17 protein-coding genes, 1 tRNA gene and 1 pseudogene are annotated in these 25,012 nt (G+C 69.1%); 4 read left to right on the top strand and 15 right to left on the bottom strand.

Going from position 1 to position 25,012, the window contains the following annotated elements:
• Complete coding sequence (locus ACSDQ9_RS01790) at positions 1 to 336, bottom strand: BREX system ATP-binding domain-containing protein (RefSeq protein ID WP_435142942.1); 336 nt, start codon at positions 334 to 336, stop codon at positions 1 to 3.
• A gap of 290 nt (positions 337 to 626) precedes the next feature.
• On the opposite strand from ACSDQ9_RS01790, the gene ACSDQ9_RS01795 reads away from it, so the two are divergent.
• Entirely contained in the window at positions 627 to 1,502 is an 876-nt protein-coding gene (locus ACSDQ9_RS01795) for a DNA-formamidopyrimidine glycosylase family protein (RefSeq protein ID WP_435142944.1), read from the top strand.
• Between the two features lie 43 nt (positions 1,503 to 1,545).
• On the opposite strand, the gene ACSDQ9_RS01800 is transcribed toward ACSDQ9_RS01795, so the two are convergent.
• A complete protein-coding gene (locus ACSDQ9_RS01800) occupies positions 1,546 to 2,160 on the bottom strand; it encodes a Dps family protein (RefSeq protein WP_435142946.1) in 615 nt (204 codons plus the stop codon).
• Positions 2,161 to 2,192: 32 nt separating this feature from the next.
• On the bottom strand, positions 2,193 to 3,140 hold the full coding sequence (locus ACSDQ9_RS01805; RefSeq protein ID WP_435142948.1) for an NERD domain-containing protein: 948 nt from the start codon (positions 3,138 to 3,140) through the stop codon (positions 2,193 to 2,195).
• Positions 3,141 to 3,323: 183 nt separating this feature from the next.
• On the opposite strand from ACSDQ9_RS01805, the gene ACSDQ9_RS01810 reads away from it, so the two are divergent.
• Positions 3,324 to 3,983, top strand: a complete 660-nt coding sequence (locus ACSDQ9_RS01810; RefSeq protein WP_435142949.1) for a hypothetical protein — start codon at positions 3,324 to 3,326, stop codon at positions 3,981 to 3,983.
• Positions 3,984 to 4,379: 396 nt separating this feature from the next.
• Here the strand turns inward: ACSDQ9_RS01810 and ACSDQ9_RS01815 are convergent, their stop codons facing one another.
• Positions 4,380 to 8,960 (bottom strand): polysaccharide lyase family 8 super-sandwich domain-containing protein, encoded by a 4,581-nt coding sequence (locus tag ACSDQ9_RS01815; protein WP_435142951.1) that lies wholly within the window; start codon positions 8,958 to 8,960, stop codon positions 4,380 to 4,382.
• 428 nt (positions 8,961 to 9,388) lie between these two features.
• Positions 9,389 to 9,462 (bottom strand) — tRNA-Pro (locus ACSDQ9_RS01820).
• 93 nt (positions 9,463 to 9,555) lie between these two features.
• Here ACSDQ9_RS01820 and ACSDQ9_RS01825 point away from each other — a divergent pair.
• Complete coding sequence (locus tag ACSDQ9_RS01825; protein ID WP_435142953.1) at positions 9,556 to 10,548, top strand: DUF4241 domain-containing protein; 993 nt, start codon at positions 9,556 to 9,558, stop codon at positions 10,546 to 10,548.
• 7 nt (positions 10,549 to 10,555) lie between these two features.
• Here the strand turns inward: ACSDQ9_RS01825 and der are convergent, their stop codons facing one another.
• The 6 genes from der to dop all read right to left on the bottom strand — a co-directional run bounded on the left by der (position 10,556) and on the right by dop (position 16,352).
• Entirely contained in the window at positions 10,556 to 11,995 is a 1,440-nt protein-coding gene (gene der / locus ACSDQ9_RS01830) for a ribosome biogenesis GTPase Der (protein WP_435142955.1), read from the bottom strand.
• Positions 11,996 to 12,024: 29 nt separating this feature from the next.
• Entirely contained in the window at positions 12,025 to 12,753 is a 729-nt protein-coding gene (locus ACSDQ9_RS01835; RefSeq protein ID WP_435142957.1) for a lysophospholipid acyltransferase family protein, read from the bottom strand.
• A 21-nt stretch (positions 12,754 to 12,774) separates the two neighbouring features.
• Positions 12,775 to 13,452, bottom strand: coding sequence for a (d)CMP kinase (gene cmk, locus ACSDQ9_RS01840; RefSeq protein ID WP_435143710.1), 678 nt, complete (start codon positions 13,450 to 13,452; stop codon positions 12,775 to 12,777).
• 157 nt (positions 13,453 to 13,609) lie between these two features.
• Positions 13,610 to 14,668 (bottom strand): prephenate dehydrogenase, encoded by a 1,059-nt coding sequence (locus ACSDQ9_RS01845; protein WP_435142959.1) that lies wholly within the window; start codon positions 14,666 to 14,668, stop codon positions 13,610 to 13,612.
• A complete protein-coding gene (locus ACSDQ9_RS01850; RefSeq protein WP_435142961.1) occupies positions 14,665 to 14,874 on the bottom strand; it encodes a ubiquitin-like protein Pup in 210 nt (69 codons plus the stop codon). The genes ACSDQ9_RS01845 and ACSDQ9_RS01850 overlap by 4 nt, the downstream gene beginning before the upstream one ends.
• Positions 14,871 to 16,352, bottom strand: a complete 1,482-nt coding sequence (dop, locus tag ACSDQ9_RS01855; protein WP_435142963.1) for a depupylase/deamidase Dop — start codon at positions 16,350 to 16,352, stop codon at positions 14,871 to 14,873. Before dop ends, ACSDQ9_RS01850 begins: the two co-directional genes overlap by 4 nt.
• A 78-nt stretch (positions 16,353 to 16,430) precedes the next feature.
• On the opposite strand from dop, the gene ACSDQ9_RS01860 reads away from it, so the two are divergent.
• Entirely contained in the window at positions 16,431 to 16,826 is a 396-nt protein-coding gene (locus tag ACSDQ9_RS01860; protein WP_435142965.1) for a DUF3054 domain-containing protein, read from the top strand.
• 40 nt (positions 16,827 to 16,866) lie between these two features.
• On the opposite strand, the gene ACSDQ9_RS01865 is transcribed toward ACSDQ9_RS01860, so the two are convergent.
• The 4 genes and pseudogenes from ACSDQ9_RS01865 to metH form a co-directional block, all read right to left on the bottom strand.
• Positions 16,867 to 18,126 (bottom strand): glycosyltransferase, encoded by a 1,260-nt coding sequence (locus ACSDQ9_RS01865; protein WP_435142967.1) that lies wholly within the window; start codon positions 18,124 to 18,126, stop codon positions 16,867 to 16,869.
• A gap of 20 nt (positions 18,127 to 18,146) precedes the next feature.
• On the bottom strand, positions 18,147 to 19,730 hold the full coding sequence (gene arc / locus ACSDQ9_RS01870) for a proteasome ATPase (RefSeq protein ID WP_435142968.1): 1,584 nt from the start codon (positions 19,728 to 19,730) through the stop codon (positions 18,147 to 18,149).
• A pseudogene (locus ACSDQ9_RS01875) lies at positions 19,730 to 21,404 on the bottom strand (HAD-IA family hydrolase). The gene arc and the pseudogene ACSDQ9_RS01875 overlap by 1 nt, the downstream one beginning before the upstream one ends.
• A 62-nt stretch (positions 21,405 to 21,466) precedes the next feature.
• The gene (gene metH, locus ACSDQ9_RS01880) at positions 21,467 to 24,985 is read right to left on the bottom strand and encodes a methionine synthase (protein WP_435142970.1); all 3,519 of its coding nucleotides are present in this window, start codon (positions 24,983 to 24,985) and stop codon (positions 21,467 to 21,469) included.
• Positions 24,986 to 25,012: the final 27 nt, after the last annotated feature.

Raw genomic sequence — 25,012 nt, forward strand, 5'->3', positions numbered from 1 at the left:
TCACTCGTCCAGCGCCAGGTCGGTGTCGTCGACACCGGCAGCAGGGCGCGGCGCAACCGCACCCATGGCGGCCCGTTCGGCGTCGGTGAGCTCGTCCGTGCGCACGGTTAGGGCGTAGTCGTGTTGCGGGTCGAAATCGGGGAACTGGTCGACCCGGTCGAGCACCTCGCCCACCAGCTTCTTGATGAAGATGCGGGGCGCGACGCCCACCTGTCCGCCGAGTCGGCCCCCCGTGGCGGCCGCCAGCTCGTCGACGTAGGCCTCGTCCACGACTCCCCGCACCCGGGCCGCGGCACCCGCCCCGTCGGCGTAGAGGTCGACCACCTTCATGCCCACCTGGACGAGCTTGGCCTACCTGGTCTCGCTGACCTACACCAAGGGCCTGTTCCTGGCTTCGCACGTCGTGCCGTTGGCGTCAAAGAACGTGGACGAGGCCGCCGCCACGATCATCAACACCATCTCTGCGGCGATGACCCCCGAAGACCCTGATCGCCCTCAACGGACGCTCCGTCAAGGAGGAACTCCCCGCGGCTACCATCGCCAAGGACTGGCTCAGCGAGAAGAAGTTGGCCTGATCGAGACTGGCTTGATCGGGATCGGGCCTGATCGGGAAGGTGGGCTGATCCGTGCCCGAGGGCGATGCGGTGTGGCGGGCCGCGCGACTGCTCCACGATGCGCTGGCCCACCACGCCATCACCGAGTGGGAACTCCGCTGGGGCCATCTGGGCGCCTCCGACAAACGCGGACGCACCACGCTCGAGGTCGTGGCGCGCGGCAAGCACCTGCTGCACCGACTCGACGACGGTTCCACCCTGCACACCCACCTGCGGATGGACGGCCGGTGGGCGGTGACTCCTGTGCGGTCAGGAGTGGGCGCGTCAGGAGTGGGGGCGTCGGCGTCTGGTGGCTCCGGGTCTGGTGGCTGGGTGGCACGACGTCCGCCGCGGGGTCGCGGTACCGCCTCGGATCCCACGATTCGTGTGATCGTCGGTACCGCGGAGCGAACCGCGATCGGCCGCCGACTGGGGATGGTCGACCTCGTCCCCACCGATCGGGAGCACGAACTGGTCGGGCACCTCGGCCCCGACCTGTTGGGGGACGACTGGGACGAGGAGGAGGCAGTTCGACGGTTGGCCTCCCATCCCGACCAGCCTCTTGGCGCCGCACTCCTCGACCAGTCGAATCTGGCCGGCATCGGCACGATGTGGGCGGCCGAGATCTGCTTCCTCGAGAAGCTCAGCCCATGGCTGACCGTGGGCACACTGGACGAGGCGACCCTCGCCGCGGCGGTGGATCGTGCCCATCGGCTGTTGAGAGGAACCCTGGCCTTCCGGTCATCGGTCTCGACCGGAAACTGGCGCGACCCTCTGTACATCTACGGCAAGCCCGGACGACCCTGTCCGCGCTGTGCCACACCCCTCACCAAGTCGAGCATCGGCGAGGCACCGCAGCAGCGGGAGCTCTACTTCTGCCCCCGCTGCCAGCCTCTGCCCTCCTCCTGAGCGATCACATTCCCTTCGAAGGGGTGGTCAGTCGAACGGGTGGTCAGTCCACCTTGCGGTCGGCTGCCAAGGCATCGGCAGCCGCCTGGGTGAGGCTCGAGTCGCCATCAGTGGCGAGCTTGCCACTGTCGTCCTCGAGGTGGGCGCGGATGAACCACTGGAACTTCTCCATTTCCGCGACTTGCGCGATCAACATGTCCTGGGTGACGAGGTCGATGTCCTCGGCTTCGTCGATCACCTCACGGTGGCCTTCGATGATCCCGCTGTAGACGACGTCGAGGGCCCCGAGGTGCTCGGCCGCCTGCGCGCGACCGATCGGGTAGTCGTCCCAGGTGCGGGCCTTGACCAGTGCGCCGGGGCAGCCGTTGGGCGAGACGCCCATGGTGGCCATGCGCTCGGCGACCACGTCGACCATGGCGCGGACGGCCTCGACCTGGGGGTCGAGCATCTGGTGCACGCCGATGAACTTGGGTCCGACCACGTTCCAGTGGGCGTGCTTGAGAGTCAGGTGAAGGTCATTGAGGGCGTGCAGGCGCAACTGCAGCTTTTCGGCCAATTGCTGACCCTTGGTGGCATCGACACCGGGGACGGTGAACGACGCGCGAGTGGAGGTGTTCTGCTTGCTGCCCGATGAGGACGGGCTCTTCCTGGTCGCCATGTCTGTGAGGCTACTCACGGCACTTCACGGTGTCAGCGAGCGGTAGTGAGTTCCCCCCTTTGGGGTGGGAGAAGCCATGCGCGGTGAGGCTCGACCCACGTCGACGAGGTCGTCCGGAACCGTCTTGGGCTCCGCTCAGTGGGTGGCGGCCACCTGGTTGGCAAAAAGAACAGCGAGAATTCGCTGTTCCAGAGGGCCGCCATCACCTTGTACTCGTGGTCGACCACCTTGTTCACGTCCGCGACGTACTGGGCCGAGTCGTTGTCGTGCAGGAGCGGGAACCGCACGCGGGCACGGTTCTCGGGAACCGCGATGTGCGACGCCTCCCACTCCTGATAGGTGCCGGAGGGCTCCCGCCGCTCGTAGAGGTTCCAGCTGCCCGCGGTGAGTTCCCGACGCTCGACCAGCCCCATCCTCGAGAGCAGGTGGGCGACGATGTCGTCCGGCAACTGCGGCTTGCCCTGCGGCGCCTCCAGGAGCCGTTCCGAGATGGGCGCCAGATGCGTGGTGTGCTCGTGCCCGTCGAGTCCGAAGATGCCCACGGCGGCACTGCCCGTGAGCGCACTGCGAATGCCCGGGTGGTGGATGAAGACCGACTCCTGCACCCACAGGGTGAGGCGGGTGTAGGTGCCGGGCGGGGCGCCCAGCTCGCGCTCCAGCGCGGCGAGCTGTTCCCTCATCTTCGAGGCGAAGCGCTGCGCCTTGCGGCGGGCCAACAGCAGCGGCGACTTCTCCGCCGGATGGGCGCTGCGGAACCAGTCGGTGTCGGTGCCCTGCAGCAGGCCCGAGTAGTACTTCAGCTCGACGAGGTGCAGTCGGTTCCGGCCGAGCACCAGGGCATCCACCTCGTGCCAGCCCCCGTGGCCGTCCTTGAACTCGAAGTTCGTCCAGGCTCGGAAGGGGGCCTCATCGGGCAGCAGTTCGCGCAGGATCTCGAGACCGGCGCGCTCGTGCTCATGGTTCGACGGGGTGACCTCCACCCATCGATCCTCCGAGAGCACATCGCCTCCATTGGTTTGCCCTTGTCGCCAGCACTCTAGCGGTGCGCCAGGCGACCGCCATGCACATGCCCATTCAATCTCGAGAATCAGGCATTCGGTGACGCGGATTTTCTCAACAGCGTCGGCGCGTTGACGGCAGCCACTCCTGCCCAACGGGTCAACATGGCCACCATGACGTTGCACGCAGATGACCTCCTCCGCGATCTGGGCGACCCCGCCACGTGGCGCCCGCCCGTCGAGTTCCGAGACTCCCTCGCACTCAGTGCCTTGAACAGCGCCTACTCGACTCGAGGCAGAAGCACGGCGGCCCGGCGAGTACTTGATCGTTACCGAGCCCTGCGACCAAGCGCCGCCACGGATTCGTCGTCCGATCTGATCACCGCCATGGACAACGCCGGTGGCCCAGCTCGCTTCGCAGCCGAAGTGCTGGGCAACGAGAGCAAGTTGCCGGGAACGAGTAGGTTCCGCACCGAGGGCATCCATGAGGCATTGACCCGCTTGGCCGAGCTCGAGTCAGCGGTCACGGACACCTCTGCGCTGCGCCAGCGCTGGCAGGAAGGGCCGGTGCGGTCCGCCTGGGTCGGCGTGCTCGGCCTTGGTCCTCTGTCCTGGTCCTACCTGCTCATGAACGCGGGCGTGGACGAGATGGTCAAGCCTGACGTCAAGGTCACTCGATACCTGACCCGTAAACTCGGCCGGTCGGACGCGCTCAATGAGAGGGAGGCCCGTGCGCTGCTGTTCGAGGCGGCCGCGGAACTGAACGTCACTCCTCGAGCCCTCGACCGGGCCATCTGGGACTTCGAGACACCCCACGACCGGTAGACGGGCGCAGCGGGCATGACAGTGGCACGAATACGGGCCCGCCGGAACGGTGATTACCTTGACAAGGCCCTTCGCGTGTTCGGCCGACAAGGTGCGAACCAAACACGGTGATGAGAGGCTGGCTCAGGGGAGGAAGCGCCACGAGCGGAAGGAACCAAGAACGATTCCCGCCACGGCATCCGAGCCGAAGGACTGAATGAAGCTCTTGGCCGCCCCTTCCCCTTTCCCCGCCAGAGTCAGCGGTCCGATGGAGTTGGGCCAGTTTGTCGTTGGCGATCCGCTGTTCATCCGGCGTTCGAGGGTGGCGACGGAAGGGTTCGGCTCGCGTCCGCGACCTTGGACGAGCGCGCCGTCTGGGACACCCGCAGTTCGCGCGAGTTGGCGACTGAGCCCTCCTCACCCAGACACGGCCCACGGGCCGTCGGCCTCACCAGGTTCCTGGTTGCGGGTGTACCACTTGGCGACGTAGACGACGCCGTCGTGGCTCGCCCGGTCACCCGCTCGGAAGATGCGCGTCCGGGTCCACAGTGCCGTCCCGTCCGGGGCTGTTGCCATTTCCTCCCACGGGCCGGTGACCGAGCCCGGGGCCTCGTTGCGGGTGAACCAGGCGGCGCGGAACGTCTTGCCCCCGTGGACGACCGTGTCGCCCTCCTGGAAGATCCGCGAGGCCGTCCAGACGGCGCGACCGTCCTCGGTCATGGCCATTTCCTGCCAGGCCCCGGTGGTGCTGGTCCCCGGCTGCTCTCCCTTCGTGGACCAGGCGGCTCGATACACAGAGCTGCCGAGGCTGACGAGATCTCCCTTCTTGTACGAGGTCGTCCTGACCCACGCGGGTGGCAGCATCACGGTCACGGTGAGGGTGGTGCTGCCGGGCGCGACGGTGGTGCTGCCCGAGTAGGTTGCCGTGAAGACATGCTCGCCCCCGGACAGCCCGACGGGCAGCGTCAACGAGGCGACGCCACCGCTGAGTGTCGCCACCCCCCCGCTGGTCGTTCCCTCCGTCAGGGTGACCTGCCCGGTCACGGGCATGGGCGACGTCACCGTCACCGTGACCGTGGCCGCGGTTCCCCATGGCACCGACACGTCGGGCGCGCTCACCGAACTCGTCGCCCTCAACCCGTCCAGGGCCGCCCTCAACGCAGCCGTACGCCGGTCGATGGTGTCCTGGCGGGCGTCATCCGCCCCCAGTGCGTCCTTCGCTGCTTCGAGCGCGGGCAGCAGAGGCGCCCAACTGGTGGCCGTGTACTGGGTCGAGTCCAGGCCATTGGCGCGCTCCACCAGGGCCCGCAGGTCGCCCACGTCCACCGCGACGGTCACCGGGCAGCGGACGAACTCGTCCCCGCCACTGTGCGTGAGCACGATGGAGGTTCGGCCCGGCTCCCCCGTCGTCACCGGCACCGTGACGGTGCCGTCCGACGCCACCTGCGCGGCCCCCGCCACCGAGGCGACACCCGGATCCAGCGAGTAGGCGGTGATGGTGTCGTCCGTGGCCGCCGGGGTGATGGTCGCCCTCAGGGTCGAAGTGCTGTGGCGGTTGGCCGTGACCGGGTCCGCGCAGGCCAGGGAGAAGCCGCGGTAGACCTCGAACTCCCAGATGTTGAGCCCGTACTTGGTGGCCGGTGAACCGATCACCCTCACGAACCGCACGTCGGCGGGCGGTACGTCGATGACGTCGCGCCGGTGGTTGGCAGTGCCCGGGTTCTGCACGCGGGCGAGTTGTGTCCAATCGGTGCCGTTGACCGAGCCCTCGAGCCGATAGTCCGTGGAGTTCCCCGTCTCCCAGTCGACGACGGCGCGCGTGACGGGCTGCACACCCCCGAGGTCAACCTGAAGCCAGTTGAGGTTCGTCCACGGTGGGGTGCCGCTCGGACGTGCCGAGGACCACTTGGTGGTGAGCGAGCCGTCGGTCGCCGCGGATGGCTGGATCGTCGACAGGTTGTTGTAGACGCTGTCCGCGGTGGTGGGCTTGCCGAGCGCCAGGTTGGGCCGGGTCGACGTGGCGGGAGCCTCGGCGATGGCGTTGTCGCCGAAGACTTCGAACTCCCACACAGACACCCCATAGGAGGTCAGCGCGCGCGCCACCGTCTGCATCCTGACGTAGCGTGCGGCCGCGTTCACGGGCACCAGGTCGGTCCCGCCGTCGCTCCCGGCGCTCGGGGTCGTCCATGCGTCGTGCCAGGTAAGGGCGTCGTCCGAGACCTGGATCGCGTACTGCCTGGCGTACGACGCCTCCCAGAACAGCCGGACCGCGCCGATCTGCCGGACACTGCCCAGGTCGACCTGCACCCAGGAGGTGTCGGGAGAGCCGGTGCGGTCGGCGATCCAGCGGGTGGTGCGGTTGCCGTCGGTGGCGCTGCCAGGGCTCTGGCCGTCGGAGGCCGTGGTCGGCGCGGTGAGAGCGAGGTTCACGCTGGCGATTGCGGTGAACTCCGTGACCGTGTACGTGCCGTCGCCGGGTCCGTCCAGGGGGACGATCCTCACGAAGTTCGCCGAAGTGGCCGGGAAGTCGACGTGCTGGGGTGCCCCGGTGCCGCTCTGGACCAGTGCCTGGTCGGCCCAGGTCAGGCCGTCGATGGAGGTCTGCACCAGGAACCTGCTCGCGGGACTGGTCCCCCAGTCGATGTCGACACCCACCGCGTACGACCCCGGTGCCAGCCGCTGGCTGAGCCATGGCGCGTCACCGGACGACTGCCAGAACGTGGTCGGGTCATGGTCGCCGACCAACGCCGGACCGTGCCCGGCGACCGAGCCGCTCGCGGCGTAGGGCGACCCGGACGAGTCGTCGACGGCCAGCGGGGCCGTCACGGTCCGGCCCAGGTTCGCCCCGGCCCCGAGGACGAAGGTGCCGCGCCACGCGGCCCCAGCTCCGGCCAGGGTCACCTCGGCCAGCAGGCCGGGCTGGCTGGGGTTCGCCAGGCTCACGACCGGCACTCCGGACGACTCGTTCAGCATCAGGATCCCCGGCTGGCTCACCGTGAGGGTGCGACCCTCGCCGAGGTCGAGGGAGCCGGCGGTGTAGAACGTCGCCATCGTCCGCATGAGCCCGGCATGCCGAACCGCCTGCACCGAGCTGTCGTTCCGGAGGATGGTGACCGCCGGGTGCGCGGCGTAGGCCTGCGTCTGCTCGGCGGTCTTCGCGGGCAGCACGATGTATTGGTACCCGGCGTCGGCGGGCGCCACTCCGTGGTCGAGGTGGAGCGTGAAGGCGTCGTGGCTCTCGGGCTGCTCGCCGAGATAGCTGCCGGTCTGGGTTGCGTTCGACACCGTCACCGTCTGGTTCGCCCCGAACACGTAGCCGACCCTGTCGTTGTACGCCCACGAAGGGTTGGTCACGACCTTCCCGCTGGTGCCGGCGGCCATCGCCTGCCCGTCGATGCTCGCGTTCGACTTGGCCGCGACCTGGTTCACGGTGGTGTGGATGGGCGCCGTAGACGTCGACCGGATGCCCGCCCCGAGGGCGACCATTTCGTCGTCGAAGTAGTAGTAGCTCTTCTGGGCCTGTGTGCCGGCCCTGTCGAGGCTCTCCACGCTGGCGCCGTACGCGCCGTCGGAGACCCCACCGGTGAACGCGCCACCGTTGGACGAACGCCCACTCGGGCCGAGCGTGGTCTCCTTCACGTAGGGCACGGTGGTCCCCGGGTAGTGGTACCAGTCGAAGGCCGGGCCGAGCTCGGTGTATTCGGTGTTGGTGACCTGGATGGCCGTCGTGCCCGTGCGGTTCCACACGATTTCGTTGCCGACGTCCTTGCGGAGCGTGGAGCGGTACTCGCTGCCGACCGTGCGGTTGGAGTTCAACCCCGTCACGATGCCGTATGCGGCTCGCTGGTGGCTGGTGAACTCCGATCGCCAGAAGTAGGCGTTCCCGATGGCGCCGTTGCTGGCCGACCGGCTCCGAATGTTGTCGGCGATGGCCCGGTACTGGGTCGCGTAGAGCGCGTCGGTTCGTGCCATCTGGTCGAGCGGGTCGAGGAACACCGCCGCGTAGCTCTTGACCCCATCGACGGTCGTCGCAGGACGGTACAGCAGGTACAGCATCTGCACGTCGCCGCGAATGAGCCAGCGTGTGCCGTTGACGATGTAGAAGGCGATCGTGTCCAACTGCTGGCGATCGAAGGCGAGGCTCGTGCCACGCGCCGAATCGGCCCACATGGCGACCATCGTGAACAGGGCCATGCCGTAGCCCTCGCTGTAGAGCTGCGCCCCGTGTGCCCAGAAGGTGGCATCCGGCTGCACGGCCTCCTGCACGGTGCCAGAGTCGTCCACGGCCACGGTCTGCACCATGGTCGCGAACCCCGCCCTGATCTGGTCGGCGTTCCGAGTGGCCAGCGCTTTGTACAGGTAGTCGGAAGTGCGCCACGCGCCATTGGCGCCGGCGGGGTCGAGCTTGCCCTGGTTGTGCTTGATCGCCAGCGCGGCCGCCGCCGGGGTGAGCTCGTCCCCCACGAAGATGGAGATGCGCCCCATGGCGATCGACTCGCCGATCTCGGTCTCCCACCAGTTGGTGTTGCTGGGATTGACCTGATCCCAGTAGCTCAGGGCCCGCTGCAGTGAGTCCACCAGAGCGGGGTCCTGGTAGCCCTCGACGGACTCGTCGCGGTACGCCTGCGCGATCGCGACCATGCGGTAGAGGGCCTTGTACGCATCCCACGTCTTCCCGTTCGCCGAACTCGTGGTGTCGGCGTAGTCGACGTCGGACCAGGATCCGTCGGTGTTCTGTGAGGCCACGTAGTCGAGCGCCGCGGACGTCTGCGCCAAGTAGATACCGTTGGCGATCTGCACCTCGTCGCCCTGTGCCAGGTAGTACTCCTGCAGCCGCGTGACGATGGTGGCGATGTCGGTGTCCAACTCGTCGGCATGGGCGGGGGTGGCGAGGCCGACCACGCCCAGCACCATCGCCAGCAGGACGGCGACGACGGCAGCGGACCGCCCGCGGCGGGGTCGGAGGGGAAGGGCGTGCGGGTGGTCGGAGCGCTTCATTGCGCGGACTCCTTGTTCACAGGACGGGGTCGTTCAGCGATGGGTCGTTGCAGGCCACCAGCACGGGGCACACCGCCCCACGTCATCGATGACGCCACCACTCCATCATGGCTTCCCGAGGACGAAACCTCCACGTCCTGCGGCAATTCCGACGCCTCCCACTCGCCGAATCTGCCCCTTGGCCTGCCCCAGCCCTTGCCAGCTCCGAGGCCGACCCAAATCTGCACTTCTCGCATCTGGGCGCCAAATGCAGGCCGGTGGGGGACGATTGACCTGCATTTCTCGCAGGGACGCGGCAGATGCTGGTTCGGGACCGGGAGGAAGCACGGGCTCCGGCGACAAGCGTCTCGTTCCGCAGAGGTGTGGGCGTACCCTGAAGACAGTCAGAGCCGATTCCAGATTGCTCTGAAACCGGCTCTGACCAGGCGTCGGGCTGACAGGATTTGAACCTGCGACCCCTTGACCCCCAGTCAAGTGCGCTACCAAGCTGCGCTACAGCCCGCCCGGATCTCACTCTCGTGCGACCCGCTGATGAACACTACCGGAAGCAGACCCGGTCCCTCAAACCGGCCCACCAACGCCCTAGCGTTGACCCATGAGCCCCTCGCCCAGCGACCGTGTCACCGCCTTCATCGCCGACTTCGCCGAGCAGGCCGAGGCGTTGGCCCCGCAGTTCGACGACCCTGAACGCGAGGGTCCGCCTCCCTTCGCCGAGTGGGGTGAGCGCCTCGCGCAGGTGGCCAGCCGGCACGGTGTCGAGGGCTACCGGGTCGAGAACGCCGGGTTCTCGATCCCTCCGGCCCACCACCCCGACATCGACGCCGTCATGGGCGAGCAGATCACGGGCGACCGGGCCATCGTCAGCGTGCATCGCAACCGCCGAGCCGGCTACCGGTTCGTCGAGTACCACCTCACCCGGCAGGCGGACGACTGGCGCATCTCCCGGATCAGCGACTATCTCGCCGACCCCGACTCCCCTGCCATCGATCCAGACCAGGCCGCCTCCGCCCTCGCCACCGCCACCAACGAGGCCGAGCTTCGCGACCTCGGCGAGTCCGATCGTCCCGACCCCGGGCAGGCGCTCGGCGACTCCCCCACTGCGGTGGGCACCTTCGAGCACTCCGGCATCCTGGCGGTCGGCGACTTCGGCTACAAGCTTCGCGACCTGGTGCCGCTGGCGCGACGCGTTCGTCCGGGAACCGCCCGCGCCGAGATCGCACTCGTCGAGGGACGCTGCGGCGCGCTGCGAGTCACCCTCGCGGACGAGCCCGTGGCCTCGTGGGCCCGCGCCGATGCTGCCGGCGGCGGCTACGTCTACGGGGTCGACGCGGGCAATCTCTCCGTGATCGATGCCGAGGGCGCCTACCGCCTCACCGTGCGTGACAAGGAGGGCGCGTGGGAGGGGTTCGGCAACCAGGAGGTCGCCCTGCTGCAGGTGGGCGACCAGCCGTTCGGCGTGATCGCCCACTCAGGCTACGGAGACGGCGCCTACCCGGCCTACTGGGGCCTGGCGGCCGACGGGGAACCCGTGCAACTCGTCCTCGATTTCGGACTCGTGCCCGGCGCCCCGTGGGCCCAACGAGACTGAGCCCAGCTCAGCGATCCTTGCGCTTCGCCCGGGCCCTGACCGACAGGTGCACCGGGGTGCCCAGGAACCCGAACTCCTCGCGCAACCGTCGCTGCACGAACCGCTCGTAGGTCTGATCGAGCTGCCCTGAGGTGAACAGCACGAACGTCGGCGGGCAGTTCTGCGCCTGCGTGCCGAACAGCACCCGGGGCTGCTTGCCCGAGCGCACCGGGTGCGGGTGGGCGGCGGTGATTCGTCCAAGGAAGGCATTGAGCTTGCCGGTCGAGATGCGGGTCTCCCAGCCTTCGAGAGCGGCCTCGATGGCCTTGCCGAGACGGTCGACGTTGCGCCCGGTCAGGGCCGAGATGTTGACGTGCGGCGCCCACGCGAAGGCGTAGACGTCGCGCTCGATCTCGCGGGACAGGTAGTGGCGGCGCTCCTCGTCGGTGAGATCCCACTTGTTGTAGGCGATCACCAGGGCGCGACCGGTCTCTTCGACCATCGACAGAATCCGCAGGTCCTGCTCGGTGATCTCCTCATGCGCATCGACGACGACCACGCACACCTCGGCCCGCTCGATCGCGGTCTGGGTGCGCAGCGAGGCGTAGTACTCGTGGCCCGAGGCCTCCTTCACCCGCCGCCGGATGCCAGCGGTGTCGATGAAGCGGTACGTCGTCCCGGCGATGTCGACCAGCTCGTCGACGGGGTCGACGGTGGTGCCCGAGACGTCGGAGACGACGGCCCGCTGCGAGTTCGTCAGTCGGTTCAGCAGGGACGACTTGCCCACATTGGGCTTGCCGACGATGGCGATGCGGCGGGGGCCGGTGGGACGGGCCTGGCCGTGGGCGGGCTCGGTCGGCAGCACCTCGAGTATGGCGTCGAGCAGGTCACCGGTGCCTCGTCCGTGCATGCCGGAGACGGGCCAGGGCATGCCGAGCCCGAGGTTCCACATCGAGGAGGCCTCGAGCTCGCGGCGCTGGTCGTCCACCTTGTTGGCGGCGAGAATCACCGGCTTCTTCGAGCGGCGCAGCACCTGCACCACGGCCTCGTCCTCGTCGAGGGTGCCGACGGTCGCGTCGACGACGAACAGCACGGCGTCGGCGAGCGAGATGGCCATCTCGGCCTGTTCGGCGATCTGTTGGGCCATGCCCTTGGCATCGGACATCCAGCCGCCGGTGTCGACGATCACGAACTCGCGGCCGTTCCAGTCGGCGTCGTAGCTGACGCGGTCGCGGGTCACGCCGGGCACGTCCTGCACGACGGCCTCGCGGCGCCCCAGAATGCGGTTCACCAGCGTCGACTTGCCCACGTTGGGTCGTCCGACGACGGCCAGCACGGGCTTGGGGGTGACCTGCTCGAGTTCGTACTCGACGTACTCGAGGTCACTCGGGTCTGCCTCGAACTCGTCGAGGTCGAGATCGGCGGGCGCCTGATCGGGGAGTTCCGAACCCTCGGGGGATTCGCTCATCAGTGTCTCCTGTTGTGTGAGGGAGCGCCTCACACAGCTGGCAGGCGCATCCCGGTCTTGAGCTCTGCCCAGCGCACGTGATCGGCGAAGATCGCCGACAGTTCGTTGGTCACCTCCGCAACGTCCGTCTTGCGGCGAGGCCATTCCCGCGCGGGAATGTGAACCACGTCACCGTACACGATGTGGAACGGAGACCCTGCCGGCGGGGTCGAGCGAATGCCCGCCCCGGGGAGCCGGGTACCCAGGATCGCGACGGGCACGATCGGCGCGCCGGTCACCATCGCGAGGTAGGCCACGCCCGGCCTGATCTGGGTCATGTCTCCCCTGCCGCGCAGCCCCTCGGGAAAGATCGCCAACGGACGACCCTGCTGCAGCACCTGCACGCAGCGTCGCACGGCCCGCACGTCGTGATGGGTGCGGTCGACCGGAATCTGCCCGGCCAGGTGCAGCAGCGGCCCGACCTTCGAGGTGAACAACTCCGCCTTCGCCAGCGCCAGCGAGCGACGATTCAACGCCACCAGCAACGGCCCGTCGAGCGTGCCGATGTGGTTGGCGGCGAGGATCACGGGCCCACGCGCGGGCACGTTGGAGGCGCCGTGCACGTGGATGTCGTAGACGCGACGCAGGCCAGCCGCGAACGGCGTCCGCAGGGAATCGATGGTCCTCGTCCGCAACGGGGGCAATACGTCGGTGCGAATCAGGTCGAGAGCGACCAGCTCTCGCGCTGCCGCGCCAGCTCCGTTGAGGTCGAGTGACATGGTTGCTCCCTGGTCGGACGGTCAGGTCGTGGGGTGGGGATCGGGTTCCGGGACGAGCGCCACGATCCGGTCGATCACCTCGGCCAGCGTGAGGTGGGTGGAGTCGATCAGCGTGACCCCCTCTGCGGGCTGCTCGAACTGGCTCACGGTGGAATCGTCCCGGTCACGACGGACGATCTGGTCGGTCACCGCCTCGGTGTCGGCACGGCCGGCCAGTTCGGCCTCGCGCCGGCGAATGCGGGCGTCGGCATCGGCCACCAGCAGCACCCGCACGTGGGCATCGGGGCACACCTTGGTGGTGATGTCGCGACCCTCGACCACCATGCGCTCAGCGTGCTGCACGACCAGAGCTCGCATCCGTTCGGTGAGGGCGGCTCGCACCCCCAGGTTGGTCGCGACCACCGAGACGTGGGCGGACACCTGCGGGTCACGGATGGCCTCGGTGACGTCTCGTCCGTCGATTGCGATGGTGGGACCGGTCGGATCGGTGCCGACCTGGTAGTCGTGGGCGTCGACGAGCGCGGCGATGCCGTCGGCGTCGTCGGACGAGAGCCCGCTCTCGAGATGGGCGACCGCCACGGCCCGGTACATCGAGCCGGTGTCGAGGTAGGCCAGCCCGAGACGCTGGGCCACCCCCTTCGCGGTGCTCGACTTGCCCGACCCGGAGGGGCCGTCGATGGCCACCACCAGCGGCGGCAGGGGCTCGACAGCCCCACTCTCGGTCACGGGAGCGGTCACACTGGTCACGGTAGGTTTCCCATCTGTCACGAGGACGAACGACACGTTGCCGCGGGGGGACAACTGCCCAAGGGCAGGTGAACTTTCGGCGAACGGCAGCACCCTACCGAGGTCGCGCTCAGCGCAACTGCCAGCCGGCGTCCTGCATGGCCGCCGTCAACCGATCGACACCCTCGGGCACGACCTGCACGGCCAGATATCCCACCTGACGCTCGGGGTCGTGCTCGATCTGCAGGTCTTCGACGTTGACCCCGGCCGCCTCGATGTCCTGGAACAGCCGAGCCAGGGAACCCGGTTCGTCCGGGATGGCGATGACGACGGGCACCAACGCCCGCGCGGGCGCACCGTGCTTGCCGGGCAGGCTCAGCGCCCCGACTCGTCCGCGGGCGATGAAGTCCTCGATGGCCTGCGGGTCGTCGAAGTCGGCGAGCAGGGCGTCGAGGTCGTCGCGCACGGCGAGCAGTTCGGTGCGGATCGCCTCACGGTTGGCCCCGATGATCTGGCGCCACAGCACCGGGTCGGAGCCGGCGATCCGGGTGACGTCGCGAATGCCCTGCCCCGCCAGAGCCAGATGGGTGGCCGGCACGCTGCGCAGGTGCCCCGCGGTGAGCGAACTCATCAACTGGGGCACATGGCTGACCTGCGCGACGGCCTCGTCGTGCAGCTCGGCCAGCATCTCGACGGCCCGCGCTCCGCAGTCGGCGATCAGGTGCTCCACCACGCGCTGGGCCGAGGCCTCCATGCGGCGGTGCGGAGTGACCACCCAGGTGCGGTCGACGAACAATTCGGCATCCGCGGTCAGCGGGCCGGTGTGTTGGGAGCCAGCCATCGGGTGCGATCCGCAGTAGCGGGAGACATCGGCGCCGAGGTCGGCCAACTCGCGCAGAACGCGGCTCTTCACGCTGGCGACGTCGGTCACCACCGCGTGGGGGAACCGGACGAGGGCCTGAGCCACCGTGGCGGCCGTGACGTCGGGGGGAACGGCCACCACCACCAGCGCGACCCCAGTGGGATCGGGGGCTTCCACGGTGCCGGCCCCGAGCGAGGCCGCCACCATGGCATGGCTCGGCACCCGGTCTTCGACGTGAACGGTGCGCCCGGCCGTCACCAGGGCTCGTCCGATGCTGGCACCGACCAGCCCCACCCCGATGATGACCACGGACGAGGCTGCGGTCACTGCCCGCCCTTCTGGACGAACGAGCGAACGTACTCCTCGGCATTGGTCTCGAGCACCGCGTCGATCTGGTCGAGCAGCGCGTCGAACGAGGCGTCGGACTCCGACGTCTGCCGCTGCACCTGTTCCTGACCCTGGCCGCCGGCGGGGCTGCCGAAGCCCTGCGAGGTGCGCTGCACCTGCGGCCTGGACTGTTCCTGCTCGCTCATGATCGCTCCAGCCTAGCGCCGCCCGACTCGAGCACCCGCAGCATTTCAGCGGGGTCGGTGACGTCGTCCAGCGCGTGGTCCCAGCGGGCGGCGGTGTGGTCGAGCGGTTCGGGCAGCCGCACGGTGACGACTCGTCCGCCGGCGTGCACGGTGAACTGGTCCCAGGTGGCCTGCACGATGCTGCCGGCGAAGTGGTGCAACACCCAGCCCCGCAACCAGGCCCGGGTGGTCGAGGGTGGTTCGACCCGGGCGTGGGCCACCTCGGCCTCGGTGACGACGGTGCGCAACGCCCCCTGCCGTTCGAGGGTGAGTCCGATGCCCTTCTCGGGGTCGAGATCGGCCCACTGCAGATCGAGGGCCGCGAGGCGAGCGTCGGTCCACGCAAGTCCCCCGCGACGGGCCAGCCCCTGCAGCAGCCGGTACTTGGCGGCCCAGTCGACGCGGTCGGCGAGGGTGGCCGGATCGCGGCGGGCATCAGCGATCGCTTCCCCCCAGGCTCGGTGCACGTCATGGTCATCGTCCAGCCACGTCTCGGTGCCCGGCGAGCAGGCCCGCCACAGCAGGTCCTGCAGGTCGAGGGCGGTGCGTTCGACGCCGTCGCTGCACGGCCAGCGCTGCTGCAGCGTCGGGTCGTGCGAGAACGCCCGGAACGCGGCGACCGGGTTGAGCACCTTCGGCCACCTCACCCCGGCGGCGATGGCCTGCAGCACGAGCGAGACCGCGCCGACCTTCAGCCAGGTGCCCCACTGCCCCACCAGGGCGTCGCCGGTGATCACGTGCAACCGGCGCCAGCGGCGCACATCGGCGTGGGGTTCGTCGCGGGTGTTGACCAGCGGGCGGTTCACGGTCGTCTCGAGCCCGACCCGTGCCTCGAAGAAGTCGGCGCGCTGGCTGATCTGGAACCCGGCGGTGTCACCGCGCTGACCCAGCCCGACCCGTCCGGCGCCGGTGAAGGGAACCCGGCTCACGAGGTGCGTCGTGAAACCGTCGACGATGGCGTCGAAGGGCACCGACCGGGGCACCAGGTGGTTCTCGTGGCAGCCGTAGGACTGCCCCTTGCCGTCGGTGGTGTTCTTCCAGACCCGCACCCTGGCCCCGAGGGTCTCGGACGCGGAACCGGCGGCGGCCTGCACGATCTGGTCGCCCGCACGATCCCAGGCGACGGCGTCACGGGCCGAGGTGACCTCCGGGCCGGAGTACTCGGGATGGGCATGGTCGACGTAGAACCGGGCACCGTTGCCCAACAGCCGATTGGCGTAGCGGGTCTCGTCGGTGAGCAGGTCGGGCACGGCCTCGTCGCGGGGCAGGTGGTATCCGCGGGCGTCGCGCAGCGGTGACTCGGTGGCGTAGTCCCACCGCGAGGCCAGCGAGGTGCCGGCCGTGACCACGGCCGCCGACAGCGTGATCGGGTCGACCCGGTCGCCGTGCACACCGTCGAGACTGACGCCGTACTCGTTCTCGATTCCCGCCACACTCATGGGCCCACCTCGCTCACGGGTCGACGCTATCGGGCCGGTAGGCTCACGTGGTCAGCCCAGGCTCCAGGAGTTCGACCCATGCCCCAGGAACACGCCGTGCGCACGCAGCACTTCATCGTCATCGATCTGGTTCTGGTCGCCATCTTCGCGACCGTCGGACGAGCCAGCCACGGCGAGTCCCTGACCCCAGCGGGCATCTTCCACACCGCGTGGCCGTTCATGACCGCCCTGCTGGTGTCGTGGGCGGTGATGCTGCTGCGGCGCCGACCCACCGCGACTGTGGCTGCGGGCATCTTCGTGTGGATCTGCACGGTGGCCGGCGGCATGTTCCTGCGGAGCTGGTCGGGGGACGGCACGGCGGTGCCCTTCATCATCGTCGCCACCGTGGTGCTGGCGGTGCTGCTGATCGGCTGGCGCCTCGTCCGTCAGGTGGTCGGACGAGGCGAGGAACCCCCGGCGGACACGGTCGACTGACGCCTGTCGCGTATCCCGGTGCTCAGCGCAGCAGGGCTACTCAGCGCAGCAGGGCCAACTCGTCCAGCGCGGTGAGCGTGTCGCCCAGACCGTCCTCGGCTCGGCACTGCTCCCCCACCTCGGCGGCCCGCTCGGCGTACCGGCGAGCCGAAGGGCCGGTGGTCAGCTGATCCACCTGCCAGGCAATGGTGCTCGCGCCGAAACGCTTGGCCGAGATCGGCACCGGACCGACACCGAGGCGGTGCAGCCGCCACGCGTGATGGGGCTGGTCGAAGGCGAACGGCATGGCCACCGACGGCACCCCCGACCGCAGGCCGGCGAAGGTCGTGCCCGAACCTCCGTGGTGCACCAACGCAGCCATCGACGAGAACACCCCGGCGTGCGGCGTGGGTGCGTGGGCGTAGACGTTGTCGGCGACCAGACCCGGACGAGCACCGGGCAGCATCGGGGTGACCACCCGCTGGCCGGTCAACCGGGCGACCTTGATGATCTCGGCCTGGTCGTCGTGGCCCATGGCCACCGCCATCGACCCGAACCCGATGTGCACCGGCGGCGGCCCGGCAGCGAGGAAGCTCACCAGCCCCGGGTCGTCGGTCGCGAGGGCCGTTGCAGCGGCGGGATCGTCCTCGACGAGGTGGCCGGTCTGGCGCACGGTCATGGGCCAGTCGTCCGCGGGAGGCACCAGGGTGGGGCTGGCCGCCACCAGCAGGGGGTGCACGTCGGGCCGTTGACTGCCTCGGGCCCGGTCGCCCGACACCTGCCGCGACAAGGCATGCGCGGCCGATCGTCCCAGCCGGCACGACAACCGCCACGCCACCCCCGTCGCCATGCGGTTGTAGCGGGCCGAGGGCGTGAACGCCCGCCCCTGGAAGTGGCTGTCGGCGGTCGAGGTGGGCAGCAGCCCGGCGAACAGCACCGTCGCGGAGCGCCAGCCGTTGGCGCCCAGCACGGCGGTCGCCTCGGCCGCCAGAATGCCGCCGAGCACCACGTCGTGGTCGGCGGCGGCCGCCAGCATGGCGTCGGCCAGCAGGCCCGAGGTGCGCATCAACCAGCGCTGCAACACCAGCGCCTGCACGGGCTGACTACCGAGGAAGGGCCCGCGCAGGCGGCGCTGGTCGGCGCTCATCACCTCGGCGAGGGCCACCGGAACGGGTACGAAGTCGGCACCGTGGGAACGCACCAGCGACTCGTACTCGGCCAACGCCACGATGGTGACGGGGGTGCCGTGGGCGACGATCGCCCGGGCGAGGATGGCCATCGGCTGCACGTCGCCGCGCGATCCCAGCGCGATGATCAGCACACCCGTTCACCTCACCTCAGTCAGGCACGCTCACCGGAGAGCGGCTGGATGAAAACGATCTTCTCACCCTTGCGGCCCGAAATCCGTGCCCAATCGTCGGGGTTCGTCGTGTTGGGCAACTCTTCATTCTCGCGGAACTCATCGTTCACCGCCTGCAACAGCCCTTGCCGGCTGACGCCACCGGGTCGTCCGGCGAGCTCTTCCTTGATGGCGTACTTCTTGGCCCGGTCGACCACATTGCGCAGCATCGCCCCCGACACGAAGTCGGCGTAGTGCAGCACCTCGGTGTCGCCGGAGGCGTAGGTCACCCTGATGAACTGACTCTCGGGCGTGCGGTCGTAGATGCGGGTCACGGCGGCGGCGATCAGCTCCGACGCGGCGCGGGCGTGCTGCCCGCCGGCCACGCGCACGTCGTCGACGTGCAGCGGAATCTCGGGCACCAGGTACTTCGCCATGATCTCGTCGGCGCCGGCCTTCGAGGGCCGATCGAGCTTGATCTTCACGTCGAGCCGACCGGGTCGAAGGATCGCGGGGTCGATCATGTCTTCGCGGTTCGAGGCACCGATGATGATCACGTTCTCGAGTTCCTGCACGCCATCGATCTCGGCCAGCAGCTGGGGCACGATGGTCGACTCGACGTCAGAGGAGACGCCCGAACCGCGCGTGCGGAACAACGAATCCATCTCGTCGAAGAACACGATCACCGGCAGCCCCGCCGTGGCCTGCTCGCGGGCGCGCTCGAACACCCGGCGCAGCTGACGTTCGGTCTCGCCGACGTACTTCGACAGCAGTTCGGGGCCCTTCACCGAAATGAAGCAGCTCTCCCCCGCCGCCCGGTCGCCCAGCCCCAGCTGATCGGTCAACGACTTCGCCACCGCCTTGGCGATCATCGTCTTGCCACACCCCGGCGGCCCGTACAGCAGCACCCCCTTGGGTGCCTTGAGCTGATAGGTGGCGAACAGGTGCTGGTGCAGGAAGGGCAGTTCGACGGCGTCGCGAATGCGGTCGATCTGGTCGGCGAGCCCGCCGATGTCGGCGTAGCTGACATCGGGCACCTCACCCAGCACCAGCTCGTCGGCGCGTCGGCGGGCGACCACCTTGAGGGCGAGCAGGGCGGATCGGTCGACCAGCAGGGTGTCGCCGGCCTCGATCTCGGCCGCCATCAGGCGAGGGACGAGGCGCACGCGGGCCTCGTCCGTGCCGGTGGTGACGATCGCGAACTCGCCCGACACCTCGATGACCGAGGCGAGGTCGCCCAGGTCGCTGGCGACGCGGTCATCGAGCGCGCTGACAACGACGAGGGCCTCGTTGAGCAGCACGATCTCGCCCAACTCGAAGTCCTCGGCCTTGACCTCGGGGGCGGTCGGCACGCGCAGGTGTCGTCCGAGATGGAGCACGTCGAGCAGGTCGCCAGCGCGCCCGACGACGCGCGCCCGACCCAGCGGCGGCTGCTGCAGGGCGTCCAGCTGCGACCGCAGCGACACCAGCTGGCTGCGCGCCTCCCGCAGGGTGCGGTTGAGCGTCTCGTTCTGGGCTGCCAGTTGGCGCGCGTCCGTGCGCGCCTCAGTCAGGCGTCGCTGGGTGAGCTCGAGTTCGTCGGCCATCACTGCTCCCGCGGGATCTCCTGGTTCTCCATCGGCAGGTTCGCCGGACGAGGGCCAGCGTAGTCGGGCCCGTAGGCGCCCGGTGCCGGACGACGCTTCCGCATCGGTGCCTGCACCCCGGGGGCGAGGCGGCGGGCGAAGACGAGGAAGCCGGTGTGCCCGGTGGTGCCGTGACCGGGGCGGATCGCCAGCCCCTCGGCGTGCCAGTCGCGCACCGTCGTCTCGGAGGCCTTCGGTTCGGTGAACTCACCGTGGGCGCGAATGGTGTCCATGGTGCGGCCGAGCTGGGTGGCGGTGGCGACGTAGCAGCACAGCACTCCCCCGGCGACGAGCACCTTCGCCACCGCATCGACGCACTCCCACGGGGCCAGCATGTCGAGCACGGCGCGGTCGATGGGTTCGTCCCTGATGGTGTCCTGCAGGTCTCCGACGCTCAGGTTCCAGCCGGGATGCTGGCCTTGGATGAACCACTCCACGTTCTTGCGGGCCACCTCCGCGAAGTCCGCGCGGCGCTCGTAGGAGTTGAGGGTGCCGGTCGGGCCGATGGCGCGCAGCAGGGCGATGCTGAGCGCGCCGGAGCCGACGCCGGCCTCGAGCACGCGAGCCCCGGGGAAGATGTCGGCCCACATCAGGATCTGGCCGGCGTCCTTGGGGTAGATGACGGCTGCCTCGCGGGGCATCGACACCATGAACTCGTTCATGATCGGACGAAGGGCCAGGAACTTCATGCCGCCGGTCGAGGTGACGACGACTCCCTCGGGGCCGCCGATCAGCGCGTCGTGGTCGATACCGCCCTTGGTGGTGTGGAAGGTCTTGCCCTCGCCGAGCAGGATGCTGTGGCGGCGCCCCTTGGGGTCGGTCAGCGTGATCCGCTCACCGGGCTGCAGGGGGCCGGTGCGGACGCCGGAGTAGTTGGGCCCTGAGTTGTTGGGTTGGGGCTGGGTGGGTTCGGTCACGGGGTGGGGTGGTTCACTTCCAGAAGGTGCGGAGCAACTGGTCAACGGTCACGTCGGCCAGCGAGGGCAGCAGAATGTCAGTCTGCACGTAGGTGGTGCCAGCGACGCTGGGAGCGGTGACCACCCTGGCGCCGGCGGCGAGGCCGGCGGCGGTGCCGGCGCGGGAGTCCTCCAGCACCACGCAGCGGGTGGGGTCGACGCCCAGGGTCGAGGCGGCCAACAGGTAGGGCTCGGGGTCGGGCTTGTGCCTGGTCACCGACTCGGCGGTGACGATGAACGCGAACGGGTTGGGGTCGAGTCGCTCGATCACACCGGCGATGAAGTCCTTCGGCGACGAGGTCACCAGCGCCTGGGTGACGTTTGCCTCGGCGAGTTCGGTCAGCAGCCGCTCGGCACCGGGACGCCAATTGATGGGGTGCTGGGCCATCACTCCGCCGGCGCGCTCCACAAGAAGGTCCACCCAGTCCCAGGTGGCGTAGCCGTGCCCGGGCTCGATGACGGCCAGCATCTTGTCGGCAGAACTCGGGAGCGACTCGCCGACGCAGGTGAGGGCCTGCTCCATCGACCAGGTGCCTCCGTGCTCGGCGACGAGTTCGAACTCGGCCTCGATCCAGAACGGCTCCGAGTCGACCAGGGTGCCATCGAAGTCCCACAGCACGGCCTCGACGCCACCTGTCTCGGTCGGGATCTCGGGAGTGGTCTCGGACGAAAGGCTCATGGGTGAAGCCTCTCGTCCCCCGCCGCCGGTGGCAAACGCCGTCGCCGGCTCACCACGCTGGTTCACCGGGCGTTGAAGTACTTCGCCTCCGGGTGGTGGACGATGATCGCATCGGTCGACTGCTCGGGATGCAGTTGCAACTCCTCCGACAACTCCACCCCGATGCGACCGGGCTCGAGCAAGTCCACCAGCTTGGCCCGGTCTTCCAGGTCGGGGCAGGCGGGGTATCCGAAGGAGTACCGGGAGCCGCGGTAGGCCTGATCACGGATCGCCGCGTCGACGTCGCCGTCGTCCGACAACAGCCCCAACTCACCGCGCACCCGGTGATGCCAGAACTCCGCCAGCGCCTCGGTCAGCTGCACCGACAACCCGTGCAGCTCGAGGTAGTCGCGGTAGGCATTGCGTCCGAACAGCTCCGAGGTCGCCCGCGCGACGCGGGCACCCATCGTGACCAGCTGCATCGCGAACGTGTCCGGGCCCAGCTCCTCGGCCTCGGACTCGTCCCGGAAGAAGTCGGCCAGGCACAACTTGCGGTCGCGCCGCTGCCTCGGGAACGTGAACGAGGTCAGCTCGCGCGAGTGGTCGGCGGGATCGAGCACGACCAGGGTCTCGTCCCGGCTGACCACCGGGAAGTAACCGTGCACGACGGCGAACTCGGCCAGACCCTCGGCGCGGATCCGCTCGTACCAGGCGCGGAGTCGCGGTCGTCCCTCACGCTCCACGAGCGCCTCGTAGGAGTCCCCGTCGCGGCTGCCGCGCAGGCCCCACTGGCCCATGAAGGTGGCCCGCTCGTCCAACCACTGGGCGATGTCGTTGAGCGCGATGCCCTTGGTGACCCGGGAACCCCAGAACGGCGGCTCGGGCACGTCGACACCGCCGGCGGGCGTCGGACGAGCCACGTCGGAGCGCACTCCGAGTTCGGGTTCGGCGATCTCGACGGTTGCGGTCGGACGAACCCGCCGCTCGCGAATGGCGGGCAGACTCGCGCCCGGCACGCCCTTCTTGACGGCCATCACCGCGTCCATCAGCGACAGACCCTCGAAGGCGTCGCGGGCGTAGCGCACCTCGCCCTCGAACATGTCGTTGAGGTCGTGTTCGACGTAGGCACGCGTCAGGGCGGCGCCGCCCAGCAGCACCGGGTAGCGCGAGGCGAGCCCGCGGGCATTGAGTTCGGCGAGGTTGTCCTTCATCACCATCGTCGACTTCACCAGCAGCCCACTCATGCCGATGGCGTCGGCCTTGGCGGCCTCGGCCGCCGCGATGATGTCGGCGATCGACTGCTTGATGCCCAGGTTCACGACCGTGTAGCCATTGTTCGACACGATGATGTCGACGAGGTTCTTGCCGATGTCGTGCACATCGCCCTTGACGGTGGCGAGCACGATCGTGCCCTTGCCTCCCTCGTCGTCGTCCACCTTCTCGATGTGGGGCTCGAGGTGAGCAACGGCCGTCTTCATCGTCTCGGCCGACTGCAGCACGAACGGCAACTGCATCTGCCCCGACCCGAACAGCTCGCCGACGGTCTTCATGCCGGCCAGCAGGTCTTCGTTGATGATCTCGAGCGCGGGCTTGGCGGCCAGGGCCTCGTCGAGGTCGTCGGTCAGGCCCTTGGCATTGCCGTCGACGATGCGCCGCTGCAGGCGCTCGGCCAGCGGCAGTGCCGCCAGTTCGGCCTCGCGCTCGGCCTTCATCGAGGCGACCGTCGCACCCTCGAACAGCTCCAGGAACCGGGTCAGCGGGTCGTAGGCGGGCTGGTCGTCGGTGGCCGGACGACGCCGGTCGTAGACCATGTCGAGCGCGACCTGGCGCTGCTCGTCCGGAATTCGATCCATCGGGACGATCTTGGCGGCGTGCACGATCGCCGAGTCCAGGCCCGCCTCGACGCACTCGTGCAGGAAGACCGAGTTGAGCACGATGCGAGCGGCCGGGTTGAGCCCGAAGCTGATGTTCGAGACGCCCAAGGTGGTGCGCACACCGGGGTAGGCCGCCTTCAGGTCGCGGATGGCGTTGATGGTTTCCAGCCCGTCCTTGCGGGTCTCCTCCTGGCCGGTCGCGATCGGGAAGGTGAGGCAGTCGACCAGGATGTCGCCGACGTCCATCCCCCAGTTCTGGGTGAGGTCGTCGATCAACCGGCTGGCGACCCGCACCTTCCACTCGGCGGTGCGCGCCTGCCCTTCCTCGTCGATGGTGAGCGCGACCACGGCGGCACCGTGCTCGGCCACGATCGGCATCACCCGGGCGTACCGGGAACCGGGACCGTCGCCGTCCTCGAAGTTGACCGAGTTGATCACCGAACGACCGGCGAAGGTCTCGAGACCCGCTTCGACCACCTCGGGTTCGGTCGAGTCGAGCACGACAGGCAGGGTGACCGCCGTGGCGAACTCCCGCCCCAGGGTGCGCATGTCATCGGCGCCCGGTCGTCCGACGTAATCGACACACAGGTCGAGCACGTGGGCACCGTCGCGGGTCTGGGCGCGGGCGATGTCGACGCACTCGCCGATGTTGCCGGCGAGCATGGCCTCACGGAACGCCTTCGAGCCGTTGGCGTTGGTGCGCTCGCCGATGGCCAGGTACGAGGCGTCCTGAGCGAAGGGCACCTCGTGGTACAGCGAGCTGACGGCGTTCTGCCTGGTCGGCGTGCGCGGCTCGACCGGGTGCTCACCCAGGGCCTCGACCACCTGGCGCAGGTGCTCGGGAGTGGTGCCGCAGCAGCCTCCGAACACACTCAACCCGTAGTCGCGGACGAAGCGGGTGGCCGCCTCGGCCAACTCGGCCGGGGTGAGGGGGTAGCGGGCGCCATCGGCGGTGAGCTCGGGCAGGCCGGCATTGGGCATGGTGCCGATGCCGATGCGCGCATGCTGGGAGAGATGGCGCAGGTGCTCGGTCATCTCGGCGGGGCCGGTGGCGCAGTTCAGCCCGATCACGTCGATGCCCAACGGCTCGAGGGTGGTCAGGGCAGCGCCGATCTCAGAGCCGAGCAACATGGTGCCGGTGGTCTCGACGGTCACGTTGACGAAGATGGGCAGGTCGACGCCGGCCTCGGCCCGCGCACGCTTGGCGCCGATCACGGCGGCCTTGGCCTGCAGCAGGTCCTGGGCCGTCTCGATCTGCACGGCGTCGATGCCGCCACGGATCATGGCGGCGGTCTGGGCCTGGTAGGCATCGCGAACCTCGCGGAAGCCGATGTGGCCCAGGGTCGGCAGCTTGGTGCCGGGGCCGATCGAACCCAGCACGAACCGCTGCCTGCCCGTCTCTGCGCTCACCTCGTCGGCCACCTCACGGGCGATCCGCGCGGCGGCTTCGGCGAGTTCGTCGAGGCGTTCGGTGATGCCGTACTCGGCGAGCGCGGCGAGGTTCGTCCCGAAGGTGTTCGTCTCGACCAGATCGACCCCGGCATCGAAGTAGGCGCGGTGGATCTCGGCGATGATGTCGGGGCGGGTGACCGACAGCACCTCGTTGCAGCCCTCGTGACCCTGGAAGTCGGTCTCGATGTCGAGATCGTAGGTCTGCAACATCGTGCCCATGGCTCCGTCGGCAATCAGCACGCGGCGGCCAAGGAGTTCACGAAGGGCAGAGGTCATGAGGGCAGCTTAGGCGTGTTCCAGCGC

Origin of the sequence: Aestuariimicrobium soli, assembly GCF_051192575.1 — a bacterium.
Lineage (GTDB): Bacteria > Actinomycetota > Actinomycetes > Propionibacteriales > Propionibacteriaceae > Aestuariimicrobium > Aestuariimicrobium soli.